The sequence below is a fragment of the Vibrio sp. 10N.286.45.E10 genome (assembly GCF_002874195.2).
In the GTDB taxonomy this organism is placed as follows: Bacteria; Pseudomonadota; Gammaproteobacteria; order Enterobacterales; family Vibrionaceae; genus Vibrio; species Vibrio crassostreae.
The window spans coordinates 2551958-2568960 of sequence record NZ_MCWD02000001.1; the positions used below are offsets into that span (position 1 = coordinate 2551958).

The window sequence follows — 17003 nt, forward strand, 5'->3', positions numbered from 1 at the left end:
TACTCCCTTACGCTAAGCTTAGTAGTGGAGCGCCTACAGTAACTGCATCGCCTTCTTTAACATTCAGTTCTTGAACGATACCACCACGAGCAGCACGAACTTCCGTTTCCATCTTCATCGCTTCTAGGATAAGCAGAACGTCGCCTTCAGCAACCTCAGCACCCGCCTGAACATTTACTTTGAAGATGTTACCCGCCAATGGGGCTGGAACCGCTTCAGCGTCAGAAGCTGCTAATGGTGCAGTTTGAGCCGCTTGAGTAGGTTTTGCAGATGGCGCTACTGATGTAAGTTCACCTTGTGGGCCAACTTCAACGTCGTAAACTTGACCATCAACCTTCACGCTGTAGCTTTCAATACCACCAGAAGCTTGTACAGGAGCTGCTGCAACTGGAGCCGCAGCTTCTAGCGTTGGTGCAGGTTCAAATGCTTCAGGGTTACGGCGGTTCTTAAGGAACTTAAGACCCACTTGTGGGAAGAGTGCGTAAGTCAGTACATCATCAACCGTATCTTCAGCTAGAGAGATACCTTCTGATTTCGCTTTCTCTAACAGATCCGTCGTTAACGTATCCATTTCAGACTTAAGTAAATCAGCAGGACGACAAGTAATCGGCTCTGCACCATCCAGAACTTTCGCTTGCAGTTCAGCATCCACTTCCGCAGGAGCTTGACCGTATTCACCTTTCAGAAGACCGGCAGTCTCTTTAGTGATGCTCTTGTAGCGTTCACCCGTTAGAACATTAATAACCGCTTGAGTACCGACAATTTGAGAAGTTGGTGTTACCAAAGGAATATAACCAAGCTCTTTACGTACGCGAGGAATCTCTTCAAGAACCTCGTCCATACGATCGGCTGCGCCTTGTTCTTTCAGCTGGCCTTCCATGTTAGTCAACATGCCGCCAGGAACCTGAGCGATCAAGATGCGAGAATCGACGCCTTTTAGCTGCCCTTCCCATTTCGCGTACTTTTTACGTACATCACGGAAGTAAGATGCGATTGGTTCAATTTGGTCAAGCTTAAGGTTCGTATCGCGCTCTGTACCTTCTAACATCGCCACAACCGTTTCAGTTGGCGTGTGGCCGTAAGTACAGCTCATTGAAGAGATAGCCGTGTCTAGAATATCGATACCCGCCTCAACGGCCTTAACCGCTGTTGCTGTCGATAGACCGGTTGTCGCGTGGCTATGTAGCGCTAGAGGAACATCACACGATGCTTTAATGCGTGTAATTAACTCTTCCGCTTCATAAGGCTTTAATAAACCTGACATATCTTTGATACATAGTGAATGACAACCTAGGTCTTCTAGACGCTTAGCCAGATCAACCCAAGTATCTGAGTTGTGAACCGGACTGGTTGTGTAAGACAACGTACCTTGAGCATGGCCACCAATGTCGATCGTTGCTTTCACTGCTTTTTCAAAGTTGCGTACGTCATTCATCGCATCAAAGATACGGAATACATCCATGCCGTTTTTATGGGCACGTTCAACAAATTTTTCTACTACATCATCCGCGTAATGACGGTAGCCCAATAGGTTTTGACCACGCAGTAGCATCTGCATTGGTGTGTTTGGCATCGCTTTTTTCAGCTCACGCAAACGCTCCCATGGATCCTCGCCAAGAAAACGGATACACGAATCAAACGTCGCGCCGCCCCAAGTCTCAAGTGACCAGTAACCGACTTTATCCAGTTCTGCCGCAATTGGTAGCATATCTTCGATACGCATACGAGTAGCAAATAGTGACTGGTGCGCGTCACGAAGTACCACATCAGTGATAGCTAGTGGTTTAGACATGCTCATAAACTCCTTTTTAATCCTTTAAATGCTACTTAGCAGTAGACGCACGGTATTGATGAACCGCGGCCGAAATTGCTGCCACTACCTGTGGACTAACAGCTGAAGGGTTTGATTGTGATTTTTGAATTTTTTTAGGTGCTGCGATCGGCTCAGGTACTTCTTCTGGTACCAGTTTTGACATCAACCGAACGAGGTAAACTAGAATAGTTAGGAAAATAAAGACAACGGACATCCCCGTTATCATTAGAGTCGCCGCATCTCCTAGCAGGCTTCCAATATTAGTCATGTTGCTTCCTTTCTTCGTCATCCTGACATACGTACAGGATTTCAGCGAATAGTGATCCCGACCCATGGATTATCTCGATTGGTAAAAGTTTGTCAATTTTGTTTAAGGTTCTGTTACGGATAACGCACACATAAGGTTAATTATTCGCCTATCAGATCACATAAATCTGTCAAATACGTCATTTTTAGATATTTAAACTGTGACTTAAACGGGACTTTTCTGGGAATTGATATGAGAAAGGTGGAATAACAAAGAAGTAATCAAGAACCACTTTAAATACAACAAGTTAAACAACGAACAAATTTAACATTATTGCAACAATTTTACAGCAGACATAAAAAAAGCCTCGTATAAACGAGGCTTTTTCTAATAATGTGGCGCGCTCTGGAGGATTCGAACCTCCGACCGCCTGGTTCGTAGCCAGGTACTCTATCCAGCTGAGCTAAGAGCGCACGGTTTTAATATCAATTCATTGTTACTAACAACAGATCAATATAAGGATTTCATTCTTATAAGAAAGAAGCCCTAAATAGTGGCGCGTCCTGGAGGATTCGAACCTCCGACCGCCTGGTTCGTAGCCAGGTACTCTATCCAGCTGAGCTAAGGACGCACGGTTTTCGATATCAGTATTTCCAATATCAGGAGTTCACAAGGAAACCCTAAAGAGTGGCGCGTCCTGGAGGATTCGAACCTCCGACCGCCTGGTTCGTAGCCAGGTACTCTATCCAGCTGAGCTAAGGACGCGCAGTTTTCGATATCGGTATTCCCGATATCAGGGGTTCATAAAAGAAACCCTAAATAGTGGCGCGCTCTGGAGGATTCGAACCTCCGACCGCCTGGTTCGTAGCCAGGTACTCTATCCAGCTGAGCTAAGAGCGCACGGTTTTCGATATCAGTATTCCCAATATCAGGAGTTCACAAGGAAACCCTAAAGAGTGGCGCGTCCTGGAGGATTCGAACCTCCGACCGCCTGGTTCGTAGCCAGGTACTCTATCCAGCTGAGCTAAGGACGCACGGTTTTGATATTAATTCTCGACGAACGATTTATCAATATCAGGATTCAAATTCTTATAAGAACTAAACCCTAAATAGTGGCGCGCTCTGGAGGATTCGAACCTCCGACCGCCTGGTTCGTAGCCAGGTACTCTATCCAGCTGAGCTAAGAGCGCACGGTTTTAGTATCAACTTAGTCAATACAAGGACTTTCATTCTTAAAAGAAATAAACCCTTAAATAGTGGCGCGTCCTGGAGGATTCGAACCTCCGACCGCCTGGTTCGTAGCCAGGTACTCTATCCAGCTGAGCTAAGGACGCACGGTGTTCATTCATTAAGAATGAAGTTGTGAAACATATCACATTCTTCTTGCTACGAAGAAAAAAAAAGGCCATCGGCCTGTAATGAATGGCGGTGAGGGAGGGATTCGAACCCTCGATGCAGCTACAAACCACATACTCCCTTAGCAGGGGAGCGCCTTCGGCCACTCGGCCACCTCACCTAATTCATTATTCTCAAATCACTTACAAGTAAGAGAAGAGAGAATGGCGCGTCCTGGAGGATTCGAACCTCCGACCGCCTGGTTCGTAGCCAGGTACTCTATCCAGCTGAGCTAAGGACGCACATTTACATTGTCTAAATTGCTAATTTTAGACTCGCAAGAAATGGCGGTGAGGGAGGGATTCGAACCCTCGATGCAGCTACAAACCACATACTCCCTTAGCAGGGGAGCGCCTTCGGCCTCTCGGCCACCTCACCGTCTTGCGGAGGCACATATTACGTTTTACCGAAAATATGTCAAACACTTTATTGAAAAAAACTGGACAAAAACACTCAACCGTTTGCTATTTAATCAAAGCGCTTGCAAATTGAACTTATAACATTCAAATCGCGCTTTTTCCCTTAAAAATTAAGGTGAAAGATTGGCAATAATAAACAGCCGAAAACAATTATCTAATTTATCCAGCAGCAAGTGCTACCGCTGTTGGCACAATACTACGGGATGCGTATTTGCGCCATAGGGGAAGCTAATAAATCTTGAGTTTTGCCAAACAAAATAGAGAGCAACAGTTCTGTTCAGCCTTGTCTGTATCTCACAACATCACAAAGCATTCACTTCACCACTTTGAGACCGAACCGTTATCTAACTCATCTATGTCAAAATGAGTGTTTCGATTCCCCAAGATCAAAAAAGGCTAGCAACAATGCTAGCCTCTTCTCTACGCAAAAGTATTAGTAGTTGCCAGATGCAACGTTACCATTACCTTTTTCAGCTTGAATGCGCATGTAGATCTCTTCACGGTGAACAGATACTTCTTTAGGTGCGTTAACACCGATACGTACTTGGTTGCCTTTAACGCCTAGTACAGTAACTGTTACTTCATCACCAATCATCAGTGTTTCGCCAACGCGGCGAGTCAAAATTAGCATTCTTTGCTCCTTGAGTAATCTCTAAATTTATCTAGCTACGAGAGCATTATCCAACAAAAGTTATATTTTCGTAAACTATCGATTGAGTTTATTTAACCAAAATGCACTTCTTTTTTAGGATAACCCTGTGTTTCACGCGCTACGATGTATGCATTGTGTAATATGTTAGCAGCCATATCGACTTGCGTTGGTGATATCACCAAAGTTAAAGACTGCTGCTGCAATAAGTGATGCTGTACATCAATTTCGCCTTCAGACAACAATCCATGTGAACTGACCACAATTTCTTGTGTTCGGCTTCCTACCACAGTTAACAAACTAACCTGTTCACTATTACGGATTTTCTCGTCAAAAACTAGTTTTAATTTGGCACTTATGTCTTGTTTAATAATGAGTGCTGCCCGTTCTGTTTCCTCGATCACACTACAGACTTCGATCCCCAACAGTTGGCAATGTGAAATGAAAGACGGTAAGTCTTCATTCAAACACTCGATACGCACCATATCTCTTTGAATAGCGATACCAGCAATATCATTCAAACACTGATTACCCGTGATCAATGTGCCCTCGCCTTGTTCAAAACTTGAAAGCACGCGCAATGGCACGTTGTGCTGCCATGCATACTGAACACACGGAAGATGCAAAACCTTAGCACCTCGGCGGGCCATCTCTTCCATAGAAGGGAAGTCTAAAGTATCTAATTTTTGAGATTGCTTCACGACTCTAGGATCACAAGAGTAAACACCATCTACATCAGTATAGATCTGGCATTCTTTCGCCTGTAAGGCACCCGCAAGCGCTACCGCTGTAGTATCTGAACCACCGCGACCTAATGTTGTGATATCGCCTTTCGCATTGAATCCTTGAAAGCCTGCAACAATGACAATCTGGTTGTCATCTAACAGTGCTTGAATCGGGGCAGTATCAATACGCTCAATCGCTGCATTATTATGATTAGAATCCGTGTGTATCTTGGCTTGATAGCCAGTCATCGATGTCGCTTCATAACCTAACTTGTGTAACGTCATTGCTAACAAGGCCATGGAAACTTGCTCGCCAGCCGTTAACAACACATCCAGTTCTCTAGCGTTTGGTACACTATCGATTTGTGTGGCTAAGTTAACTAACCGATTTGTTTCACCAGACATAGCAGAAACGACAACCACAATCTGGTTCCCTTCATTTTTCGCTTCAATGATTTTTTCTGCTACATGATGGATTCGTTCAATTGAACCCACCGACGTTCCACCAAATTTCTGCACGATAAGAGGCATTTTCACCCGTCCTCACCTTCCCAAGACCAATGTCTATATATGACAAAAAAACACATACTCCGCGTCAGGGCGAAGCAATAAAAAATTAACCAAGGAGTCTAACGCCACCATTAGACTTCTTGGTTAATCTCAATCAAACCTTGTTTAAACACGCTTCCAATAGGCAAAATAAAAGATGCCCAATCAACTGATTGGGCATCTTTGTATCAATTACTTAAGCTTAAAGACGCTCTTCTAGCCAAGTACGCACAGATTTAAGTGCTTCTGGCAGTGCTTCAACGTCAGTACCGCCCGCTTGAGCCATATCTGGACGACCGCCACCTTTACCGCCAACTTGCTCAGCAACCATCTTAACAAGGTCACCCGCTTTTACTTTGCCGATTAGGTCTTTGGTTACACCAGCAATCAAGCCAACTTTACCGTCTGCTACATTTGCGATCAGGATGATGCCGCTACCTACTTGGTTTTTAGCATTATCAACCATAGTACGTAGGTTCTTGTTGTCTGCGCCTTCAATTGCAGCAACCAAAACTTTAGTACCAGAGATGTCTTCTACTTTGCCCATGATGTTTGCGCTTTCTGCAGCAGCCATCTTTTCTTTAAGCAGTTGGATTTCTTTCTCTAGAGATTTCGCTTTCTTAGCTGATTCAGCAAGCTTCTCTTCGTAAGCGTTAGCCTGAGCTTCTACTGCATCTAGAGCAGATTCACCCGTTACCGCTTCAATACGACGAATACCCGCAGCAATACCACCTTCAGAGGTGATCTTGAATAGGCCGATATCACCTGTGTTGCTTGCGTGGATACCACCACAAAGCTCAGTAGAGAAATCGCCCATAGATAGAACGCGCACTTCATCATCGTACTTCTCGCCAAACAGTGCCATTGCACCTTTTTCTTTCGCTGACTCGATGTCCATGATGTTGGTTTCAATCACGTGGTTCTTACGAACTTGTGCGTTAACCAAACGCTCTACTTCTTTAATCTGTGCCGGTGTTACCGCTTCAAGGTTTGAAAAGTCAAAACGTAGGTTATCTGGCTTAACTAAAGAACCTTTCTGAGCAACGTGCTCACCTAGAACTTCGCGCAATGCAGAGTGAAGTAAGTGAGTTGCAGAGTGGTTTAGTGAGATAGCAGCACGACGCTCAGCATCAACCGTTGCTTCTACTTTATCGCCCTTAGCAAATACACCTTCAACTAGCTCACCGTGGTGTGCAAATGCGTTACCTAGCTTCTGAGTATCTTGTACTTTGAAAAGACCCGACGCTGTTTTTAGTGTACCAGCATCACCACATTGACCGCCTGACTCAGCGTAGAATGGTGTCTCTTCAAGGATGATGATTGCTTTGTCGCCAGCCGATAGTGAAGATACCTCTTCGCCGTCCACAAATAGCGCAGAGATTTCACCAGCACCTTCAGTTGCTGTGTAACCACAGAACTCTGTGTTCGTATCTACTTTGATCGTCGCGTTGTAATCAGTGCCGAATTGGCCAGCTTCACGAGCACGCTTACGCTGTGCTTCCATCGCCTTCTCAAAGCCTTCTTCATCGATAGTAAAGTCGCGCTCACGAGCTACATCGTTAGTCAGGTCAGCTGGGAAGCCGTATGTATCGTAAAGTTTGAAAACTGTTTCGCCGTCAAGCTCTTTGCCTTCAAGTGCGTCTAGTGCGTCATTAAGAATAACCATGCCGCGCTCTAGAGTACGACCAAAGTTCTCTTCTTCAATACGAAGTACTTTTTCAACAAGATCTTGCTGTTTCTTAAGTTCATCTGCCGCAGAGCCCATCACTTCAGCCAGTACACCCACAAGTTTGTGGAAGAACACGCCTTGTGCGCCAAGCTTGTTACCGTGACGAACTGCACGACGAATAATACGACGTAGAACGTAGCCACGACCTTCGTTGGAAGGCATAACGCCGTCAGCGATTAGGAATGAACAAGAACGGATGTGGTCAGCAATAACGCGTAGCGATTGGTTAGATAGATCGTCATGACCCACAACTTCCGCTGTCGCTTTGATTAGCTTTTGGAATACATCAATTTCGTAGTTAGAGTGAACGCCCTGCATGATTGCAGAAATACGCTCAATACCCATACCTGTATCTACAGCAGGCTTAGGTAGCGGTTCCATTGTACCGTCAGCGTGACGGTTGAACTGCATGAATACGTTGTTCCAGATCTCGATGAAACGGTCACCATCTTCTTCAGGTGTGCCAGGACGACCGCCCCAGATGTGCTCACCGTGATCGTAGAAGATTTCAGTACATGGACCACAAGGACCTGTGTCACCCATCGTCCAGAAGTTATCAGACTCGAACTGTTTACCGCCTTCTTTGTCGCCAATGCGAACGATACGGTCAGCAGGAACACCTACTTTTTTGTTCCAGATATCGAATGCTTCATCATCTGTCTCGTATACCGTTACCAGCAGACGGTCTTTTGGCAGTTGAAGAGTCTCAGTCAGGAATTCCCAAGCAAAGCCAATCGCTTCTTCTTTGAAGTAGTCGCCAAAGCTGAAGTTGCCTAGCATTTCGAAGAACGTGTGGTGACGAGCCGTGAAACCTACGTTTTCAAGGTCATTGTGTTTACCACCCGCACGTACACAACGCTGAGCCGTAGTTGCTCGAGTGTAGGCACGCTTTTCGGCGCCTAAGAAGCAATCTTTGAATTGGTTCATACCTGCGTTAGTAAATAGCAGGGTTGGATCGTTATGTGGAACTAACGATGAACTGTCTACGATTTGGTGTTCTTTGCTCTCAAAGAACTTAAGGAACGCATTGCGAACCTCATCAGTGCTCATGTACATGCAGCTCTTCCTGAAAATAGTCGAGTTAGAATTTTGCCGTATTGTAGATCATGGTTAAGGCTTCGACTAGTTTTCTTGTAGAAAAGACACCCTTGGGCAGGATTTTAGTGGGAATTCGATAAAATGAAGAATATTCCACTATATCTAGCCGTGGAAAAGCAGAAGTAAATCGACGATCTAGTACCGAAGAAACTCAGTCAACAAAAGAGAGTTGACCAAATACATGCTCGACGGAACTGCTCCAATAAAAAAGCCCCGCATAAAATATGCGAGGCTTTAAGTTCTTTCAAGCGGATGCTTCTTTCAAACATCTACTCTATAAAACGTTAGCTTATAGCTCTTCGTTTTCTTCTTCTTTCTCTACGTCTTTCTCTTCAAGAACAGCAGGAGTCAGTAGTAACTCACGAAGTTTAGTATCGATCTCTAGAGCAACTTCTGGGTTTTCACGTAGGTATTTACCAGCGTTAGCTTTACCTTGGCCGATCTTATCGCCCTTGTAGCTGTACCAAGCGCCCGCTTTTTCTACTAGCTTATTCTTAACACCTAAGTCGATAAGCTCACCTTCGCGGTTGAAGCCTTTACCGTAAAGGATTTGAGTTTCAGCTTGTTTGAATGGTGCAGCAATCTTGTTCTTAACAACCTTGATACGAGTTTCGTTACCAACAACTTCATCACCATCTTTAATCGCACCAGTACGGCGAATATCAAGACGAACAGATGCGTAGAACTTAAGAGCGTTACCACCAGTTGTTGTTTCTGGGTTACCAAACATCACACCAATCTTCATACGAATTTGGTTGATGAAGATAGCCATACAGTTAGACTGCTTAAGGTTACCAGTTAGCTTACGCATCGCTTGAGAAAGCATACGAGCCTGAAGACCCATGTGGCTGTCGCCCATTTCGCCTTCGATTTCTGCTTTTGGTGTTAGTGCTGCTACTGAGTCAATAACAAGAACGTCGATTGCACCTGAACGAGCCAGTGCATCACAGATTTCAAGCGCTTGCTCACCCGTATCAGGTTGAGAAACAAGAAGTGCATCGATATCAACACCAAGCTTTTGAGCGTAGATAGGGTCTAGTGCGTGCTCCGCATCAACGAAAGCACACGTCTTGCCCACTTTCTGTGCTGCAGCAATAAGCTCAAGCGTTAGCGTTGTTTTACCTGATGATTCTGGACCGTAAACTTCTACGATACGTCCCATCGGTAGGCCACCAGCACCTAGTGCGATATCTAGAGATAGAGAACCTGTAGAAATAGTTTCTACGTCCATTGTGCGGTTATCACCAAGACGCATGATAGAACCTTTACCAAATTGCTTTTCAATCTGACCAAGGGCTGCGGCTAACGCTTTTTGTTTATTCTCGTCCATCTCTATCTCCACATAATCGGTTGTCTCAACAAGCGATCTAGAATCTATTTCTAACCCACATAAGGGTGACTAATTGGCTTTCATTATACTGTTGATTCATACAGTGTCCATACCTGTATGAAAATAATTTGTACAAATGTTACTTACCTTCCATTGATAGGTAATCATAAATAACTTGCAGGGCATGGTGCGTGGCTTGTTGGCGTACTTGTGATCTATCACCTGTAAATACATTCGTTTCCACTTTATCCCAGCCGTTTAATGCCTTCCAAGCAAAACAGACGGTACCAACGGGCTTCTCTTCTGTACCGCCGCCAGGGCCAGCAATACCGCTGATCGACACAGAAATAGTGCCATTTGAATGTTGTAGTGCACCCTTGGCCATTTCTATCACCACAGGTTCACTCACCGCGCCGAACTCAATCAAGGTTTTAAGCTGCACACCTATCATCTCTTGCTTGGCTTCATTGCTATAAGTAACAAAAGCGCGATCAAACCACCCAGAACTGCCCGCAATGTCAGTGACTGCAGTCGCGACACCTCCGCCAGTGCAAGATTCAGCCGTCACTAACACTTGTTTGTGTTTAGCGAGTAAATGTCCAAGCTGTTCACTAAGGTCTTGAGTCATCTGCATCATCAGCTTCCCTTTATTTACTGTCATATCATTTGGATTCGCATCTTTTCGCATCAGCCGCTTTTCGCACGAAACGCTTTCACGTATCCTAAGCCGCAATAGAAATAAACGAAAGAAGTTAACTGTGAAAGCCGATCAAAAACATACTCCTGATGCATTAGTATGTAATCACATTAAAAACAACAACTTAAAGTAAAACATATTTAAAAACCACACTTTTACCTACACTAACCAAAAAAGCTAACTCATTGATAGAAAAGAAACCTTAGTTCTCTATCTCGAATTCCAATCGGTTGCTTTTTGTCCGCACCTGCAAAGTTTCCAGTTACAAACTAAAGTATTCGGCAAACCTAAAACCGTGACATCCTATATCCTCAAAACAAAAAAAGAGGGCCTTAGCCTGCCCCTCTCAAATCTATATGTTCTGCCTTTCCGCGACTTGTGCTTTTATCCAGTTCTGAATGTCACTTTCAACCCAAGCAACTGAGCGACGGCTCAAACGTACTTGCTTTGGGAACCGACATTCTCTTATGCCCCTGTAGATAGCAGAGCGACTCAAAGTCGTCATTTCAATCACAGCTTCTAATTTTATTAACTTAATTTTATTCATGTCATGCCTTACCTGAATATTGATGTTCACGGTAATGACATATATCTAAAATATTTTGGATGACGCCGCCAACTCCTTGCTGCATTATCTATCGCTAAAAAAAATGAAACCCTTCCAACCGATATGGCTGAAAGGGCTTTTTCATTAACTAAGAACATAACCCGCATAATAAATTGCTCATCGAAATACAAAAGAGAGCATAGGTTTTCACATCACAACGCTGGCGCTTTACTGTCCAACCACCCTTGTTCACGCAATCGATTCCAAGCAGCCAAAATATGAGCTGACTTCATATTTGCTTTTCTCGCACTCCATCCATGAACACCATTAATCACATCTTCACTCGTTAGAACTTTATCACCATATTCCTGAGTTGCTACCCAATGAACAGTTGATAGTAGCTCCATACCATTTTGAGACTCAAACCCTTCTATTAGCTTGGCAACCTTATCAAAGCGCTGTTTAGTCTCTGTATGCTGCTCAAGGTAATTAAGAGCCTCAGTTACAGCATCGCCTTTAAGCTCAATCGGTGTTTCAGGCTTATTTAGACCATCGGCATAACCTGAAATAAAATGGCCTTCCATTTTATCGAGCACGTGACGAAGTACATCAGCATAAGGACCATAGTGATGCTTTTGAAAGACAACCTTGTTTAATGGCTCACCAACCGCTGTTAGAAAGTACACGAGCTTCTGTACTTCAAGTAAAGATAAACGATAACCAAATCCCGTTGACACATAGCGCTCTATCAAGCCAAGCACAGCCGCTCGGCCCGTTGTCATAGCCGGTCGTTTAGTTTTATTTAGCATAGCTTCTGCTTTAGGTGCTGCTTGTGGTGGGTAGATCCGCCATTCAACATCAGGCATATCAGCTAAATGTTCTTTAATGAGCAACTCGACTTGTTGCCAAGATAATCCTCCCAAACCACTACCTAATGCTGGGATAGCGACCGATTTAAGTTCTAAGCGCTTTACCTCCGCTTTCAAGCTATTTAAACCTTGCTCTATAAAATCAAGCTTAGAGTGGCCTTTCCAATGTGCTTTTGTTGGAAAATTAATCACATAAAATGGTGCACTGATTGAGTTTAGAGGTACGGATAATACTTGCCCGATTACGAGAGATTTATCATCACATGCTTTCTTATAAGCTTTAAAGTTATCAGGAAATGCTTTTTTAAATTGTAGAGCCAAGCCTTTCCCCATCACGCCTACCGTATTTACGGTATTGATGATAGCGTCAGCCTGATCATGCAAAATATTACCTGTCTGATAAATGATCATAGTAACCTCTAGTAATACCATTCAGGTCGAATAACAACCTCTGGCTTGTGCTGTGTAGCCTGAAGCAAAGCATTAACTTCATCAGCAATAGCTTCCGTCTTAACACCAATTTGGTGAATTGTGGTCCATTGCACTGATTCAAAAGCTAAAAACTCAGCTTGTTTTTCTTCTTTAAAATCTTGCCAGTACTTCTCATTAATAATCCGCTGAATATCTAGCTCACCTATCCGATCAAAATCATCAATCTGTTCAGCATAATCCAAGTCTGCATGGATGTCGGTGAAGAAACAGTGCTGATTGCTCAAACGAATAGTATCTGTATCACTGATTAAGTGTAGCACTCGGTCTTGACCACCTTGAAAATCAGGGTGCCCCTTATAGATAACAAACAGCATGACAGAACGAGGACAGAAGTTGAAAGGCACATACTGGCCGATAGCTCCGCCAGCAGCCACATTTACAGGGCGTACAAGACGGCGCTGTTTAATATGGCTATAACCTATATTCTGATTCACTAACCCTAGTTCAATACGCTTATCATCAGACCAGAGACATTCTTGCTCTAAGATACTCCCTAAATTATCAATATGCGTGATATGTGAAACTTTTACTGTCATATTTTTTGCTCAATTCGTTTCTATACTAACTACACTCGCAAACGTAAATGGAGGTCATTTAACCTACTCATTAGTGTGCTGTATTTCCCCATTTTTCTGCTAGCTTCTTATTCATTTTAAAATCAATGACGTTTGGCGAAGTTTCAATGGCAGACTTTTCAGCATTACGCTCTTTTTGTTCTTCATGCTTAGCTTTTAGTTTGCTGAATGCCATTTTTGGCAATACAACAAAGCTGGCAAACAGAACACTTTTTGCACCATCGTAAATAACATTTTCGATAAATGGCTTATAGCTTTCATCTCCAGCATATTGAACAGCAATAGCAATAAACTCATCAACTACGCTCCCCTCTCTTACCTCTTTGAGAGCCCAAACAATACCACTCTGACCTTCTTGATAAAGGGGAAGATCAAGATCTTTTGTCACCTGTTCGAGTTCTAAAAGTGCAGTAAGCGTCGTATCTAAAACATGAGAAGACACCACCCCAAGTTGCTTTAGCTCACTGTAGCAGCCTGTTGATAATAACGAAGCGGGATTGTCTTCATACAAGGTATCTGTTTTAAAGGTAACTGAACCCAACTCAACAGCGTTTTTAAGCTCTAGAACTTGGTCTGCTCGATAGAGCTTAATATCACCAAAAACAAGTGGCTTAGGGGAAACATTTTGACTCTCTTCGTGAGTATCTATCCGACTATCTTCCAGAAAATCTTCCGCTTGCCCAAAGATAAACTCTTGAAGGTACTTATCAATGCGCATGTTCAGTTTGAACGGGGGGATCGTCGCTCCTTCGAGGCGTTCAAAGTAGACTTTTGCCTTAGTTCTATCGACCGTTGATTTCAGCGTATCAAAGCGACCAAAACGGTTAATGCTCTGCTCATTAACATCCCCACCCATCAACTGGAGAAGTAAATCGCTATCTAAACCAAGAGCCTCAACAATAGCGGCTATTCGCAACTGTTCCTTCTGATTTTGATAGTCGTTGATGTAGTCTCTAAAAGTATGGCCTTCAATTAACTGTGCATCCCCACGCTGCAAATCGTGCAAAAAGAGCTTGGCATACTTTTGTTCACTTTGGTTTAGTGACGCAAATGATTTATGTAACTCATTGAGAGTTATTTCGACACTTGTGGAATCTTGGTGCTGATTAAGCTCTTTTAGATATTTATCAAAGCGACTATTCATGTAGTCGGCATCGATTTTACCCGTGTCTATTTCAGTTAGATAACCACTGATATCAAAAGGGACATCACCACCTGAACCTTCACCTTTACCGTCCCCTTTGCCAGCAAGCTCTTTATAACGCTGAACTAAACTCATGTAAGTGAGTTCATCGATAGCCAGAGTGACCTCGCGCTCAACACAGCTCTCGCCTTCTAATGAGTCAGTATAGGTAGACTGCTCCCAATTCAGACCTTGTACTTTGGCAGCTTCTAGGTGCTTGTTAAAGGTATTAAATAATTCGGTAAACTTAGCACAGAGCTCTACATCGTCTGGCAGCGTTTCAAAATTTTCAATACCTGAACTAGCAAACAGCTCAGAGATATCCGCTGACACCCTATTCATAAGCTCAATATTACTTGCCAGCCTATCAACAAAAAGCCCAATAGGTTTGTCGCCGGAGTAGAGTTTGACAGCATCATTAATGTGCTGCTCCATGGTATGTGGATAGCGATAATAACGAACAATGCCGTGAGGTTTGTCGGGACCAAACAAACGATTAGTACGCGAGAAAGCCTGAATGATATTCTGATACTTAATCACTTTATCTAAGTACAAAGTATTCAACCACTTGGAATCAAAGCCAGTCAGCATTTGATCGACCACGATCAGTAAGTCCAGCTGCTTTGAAGGCTCTTTGTGAATATTCTTATATTGTTCTTTATGAGCAAGCCGCGCGGCGATATCTTTTTTAAAGGCCGAATGGCGAGCAAAGTCAAACTCTAGGCCATAGCGGGCGTTATAATCAGCCATAATCTCTTCTAGACCATCACCTTTAAACGTCGGGCCACGGTCACCACTACCATCGTTCTCAATGTTAGGGTCAAATAGGGCCGATATTTTTAGCTCAGGTTTCTCGGCTTTTAAACGGCGATAATAATCAATCGCCTCAGCGATACTATTCGTTGCTAAAATGGCGTGAAATTGACTGCCTTGGCTCAGTACATCCCATTTATCCAAGATGTCAGCGACGACTTTTTCTTGGTGAGCCTCCGTCAAATATTGGCTTTTAGGAACATAGTCTTCAATACCTTTATGATATTTACCTGCGGCGTCTTTATAACCCGCCATCGGCACATCATTCATAAAGTGATTAAACTTTTTCTTTTTGCCAGACTCTGCCATCGCATCAGTAACCGAGTCAGCCTTAGCTTGCTGTAAAGCGATCTCTTCTCTTAGTTCGCCGTCCTTGAAGGTAGAAACTTTGTAAGGGTCAAAACCCAACACGTTTCCATCACGGATACCATCGGCAATGCTATAGCGGTGCAACTCGTTACCAAACACGTCAGTAGTCGTATTACTGTTAACTTGGTTCTCTTCATGAATGGGCGTGCCTGTAAAACCAAAGAAGAGAGCTTTAGGAAAGGTTTTTTTTACCCTGACCAACATGCCTTCTTTATCTTCTTTTCCTGCGCTCATCGTTGAGCGGTGAGCCTCATCGATAATAAACACCAAACGCTTAGCTCGAATTTTTTCAATATCAGCCGAGTTTGTTGCTACTCCCTCATCACCCATTTCTTCAAAGATATTACTCATTTTTTGAATGGAACTGACAATCAAAGTATCAGCAGGTTTAGTGCTCTTTAGTTTGGTCACCAGTACATGGGTATTCTCAGTGGCTTGTACCACTTCTCCATCACTGGCAAACCCTTGATATTCAAGTAGAGACTGAGTACCAAGCTCGATGCGGTCCATTAAGAAAATTACTTTATCGGCGTCTTTTGATTGAGCAATCAACTGCGCTGACTTAAAGCTGGTCATGGTTTTACCAGAGCCTGTGGTATGCCATACATAACCACCTAGCCTATCTTTATTGTTTATACCACCTAACTGCTTCCAGTTGGTTTTAGCAACTCGATCCGATATCGCATTCGCAGCGTAATACTGATAGCTACGCATGACTTTAAGGACCCCATCGGTATCATCAGCGACGGTATAAAAACCTATCAACTGATGTGCCATAGGTATCGATAGCAACGTAGAGGCAATATCCTTCCAGTGGTTCACAGGCTCGTTATTATAATCGGCCCAACTGAATTGATAGTCAGGGTTAAACTTGCCATCTAGTCCGGGGTTAGCAAAGTATTTAGCCTCATCCGGCTCCATCGCAACAAAGACTTGGATAAGCGAAAAGAGTCCGCTAAAAATGCCTTCTTTAGAGTACTTTTCAATTTGATTGACCGCTTGACTGACCGGAATTCCGCTGCGCTTTAGTTCAATATGAATAACGGGCATACCGTTTATTAGCAACAGTACATCACCACGACGATCGTTACGTAACGGGCTACCTCGTTCGAACTTGGGTTGCTGCACAATTTGGTAACGGCTTTGACCAGCAGCGATCTCTTGGCGGTCATAAATTTTCAAACTGACTTCTTTGCCATAGTGCAGCGAGTCATCAGGATTGTCTCGTTTAATCGCGACCGTTTTACCATTAATTAAACCGTTGAGTTTGAGCGGTGTTTTCAACTCTTTAATCTGCTCAATAATCTGCTGCATTTCAGTGGTAGTCAGCGGCACATCGTTTAAGCGATCTTGTTGGCGGTTGTTTTCAAACAAAATGTTTGCCCAGTTTTGCAGTAACTCGGCTTCTGTTTTGTTTTTAAATATTTCAGGCTCCCATCCTTTTTGGATAAGAACTTCAATAAAAGCCTGCTCAAATTGCGCTTCGGTTTTAAAAATGGTCATA

Annotated in this window: 11 protein-coding genes and 10 tRNA genes; all 21 read right to left on the reverse strand. The window is 43.6% G+C overall.

Going from position 1 to position 17003, the window contains the following annotated elements; all coding sequences use genetic code 11:
• Positions 1–7: 7 nt before the first annotated feature.
• Positions 8–1792, reverse strand: coding sequence for a sodium-extruding oxaloacetate decarboxylase subunit alpha (gene oadA / locus BCU34_RS11215; RefSeq protein ID WP_102478752.1), 1785 nt, complete (start codon positions 1790–1792; stop codon positions 8–10).
• A gap of 31 nt (positions 1793–1823) precedes the next feature.
• Positions 1824–2081 (reverse strand): oxaloacetate decarboxylase subunit gamma, encoded by a 258-nt coding sequence (locus tag BCU34_RS11220; protein WP_004741884.1) that lies wholly within the window; start codon positions 2079–2081, stop codon positions 1824–1826.
• A 375-nt stretch (positions 2082–2456) separates the two neighbouring features.
• A tRNA-Arg gene (locus BCU34_RS11225) sits at positions 2457–2533 on the reverse strand.
• 81 nt (positions 2534–2614) lie between these two features.
• Positions 2615–2691, reverse strand: a tRNA-Arg gene (locus tag BCU34_RS11230).
• A 57-nt stretch (positions 2692–2748) separates the two neighbouring features.
• Positions 2749–2825, reverse strand: a tRNA-Arg gene (locus BCU34_RS11235).
• Between the two features lie 58 nt (positions 2826–2883).
• A tRNA-Arg gene (locus BCU34_RS11240) sits at positions 2884–2960 on the reverse strand.
• Between the two features lie 57 nt (positions 2961–3017).
• Positions 3018–3094: transfer RNA gene (locus BCU34_RS11245), tRNA-Arg, on the reverse strand.
• A gap of 79 nt (positions 3095–3173) precedes the next feature.
• Positions 3174–3250, reverse strand: a tRNA-Arg gene (locus BCU34_RS11250).
• A 67-nt stretch (positions 3251–3317) separates the two neighbouring features.
• Positions 3318–3394 (reverse strand) — tRNA-Arg (locus tag BCU34_RS11255).
• Between the two features lie 89 nt (positions 3395–3483).
• A tRNA-Ser gene (locus tag BCU34_RS11260) sits at positions 3484–3576 on the reverse strand.
• Positions 3577–3620: 44 nt separating this feature from the next.
• A tRNA-Arg gene (locus tag BCU34_RS11265) sits at positions 3621–3697 on the reverse strand.
• Between the two features lie 43 nt (positions 3698–3740).
• Positions 3741–3833: transfer RNA gene (locus tag BCU34_RS11270), tRNA-Ser, on the reverse strand.
• Positions 3834–4307: 474 nt separating this feature from the next.
• A complete protein-coding gene (gene csrA / locus BCU34_RS11275; RefSeq protein WP_004415691.1) occupies positions 4308–4505 on the reverse strand; it encodes a carbon storage regulator CsrA in 198 nt (65 codons plus the stop codon).
• Positions 4506–4597: 92 nt separating this feature from the next.
• On the reverse strand, positions 4598–5779 hold the full coding sequence (locus BCU34_RS11280) for an aspartate kinase (protein ID WP_102478623.1): 1182 nt from the start codon (positions 5777–5779) through the stop codon (positions 4598–4600).
• 220 nt (positions 5780–5999) lie between these two features.
• Entirely contained in the window at positions 6000–8582 is a 2583-nt protein-coding gene (gene alaS / locus BCU34_RS11285; RefSeq protein ID WP_102478622.1) for an alanine--tRNA ligase, read from the reverse strand.
• A gap of 331 nt (positions 8583–8913) precedes the next feature.
• On the reverse strand, positions 8914–9954 hold the full coding sequence (gene recA, locus BCU34_RS11290) for a recombinase RecA (RefSeq protein WP_017056586.1): 1041 nt from the start codon (positions 9952–9954) through the stop codon (positions 8914–8916).
• Between the two features lie 139 nt (positions 9955–10093).
• Positions 10094–10588, reverse strand: coding sequence for a nicotinamide-nucleotide amidase (pncC, locus tag BCU34_RS11295; protein WP_102478625.1), 495 nt, complete (start codon positions 10586–10588; stop codon positions 10094–10096).
• A gap of 415 nt (positions 10589–11003) precedes the next feature.
• A complete protein-coding gene (locus BCU34_RS11300; protein WP_017088307.1) occupies positions 11004–11198 on the reverse strand; it encodes a helix-turn-helix transcriptional regulator in 195 nt (64 codons plus the stop codon).
• Between the two features lie 212 nt (positions 11199–11410).
• Positions 11411–12478, reverse strand: coding sequence for a macro domain-containing protein (locus BCU34_RS11305; RefSeq protein WP_102478621.1), 1068 nt, complete (start codon positions 12476–12478; stop codon positions 11411–11413).
• An 8-nt stretch (positions 12479–12486) separates the two neighbouring features.
• Positions 12487–13095 carry a DUF4433 domain-containing protein gene (locus BCU34_RS11310; protein ID WP_017104914.1) on the reverse strand — a complete coding sequence of 203 codons (609 nt, stop codon included), beginning with the start codon at positions 13093–13095 and terminating at the stop codon, positions 12487–12489.
• Between the two features lie 70 nt (positions 13096–13165).
• Entirely contained in the window at positions 13166–17002 is a 3837-nt protein-coding gene (locus BCU34_RS11315; RefSeq protein WP_102478620.1) for a type I restriction endonuclease subunit R, EcoR124 family, read from the reverse strand.
• Between the last annotated feature and the right edge of the window lies 1 nt (position 17003).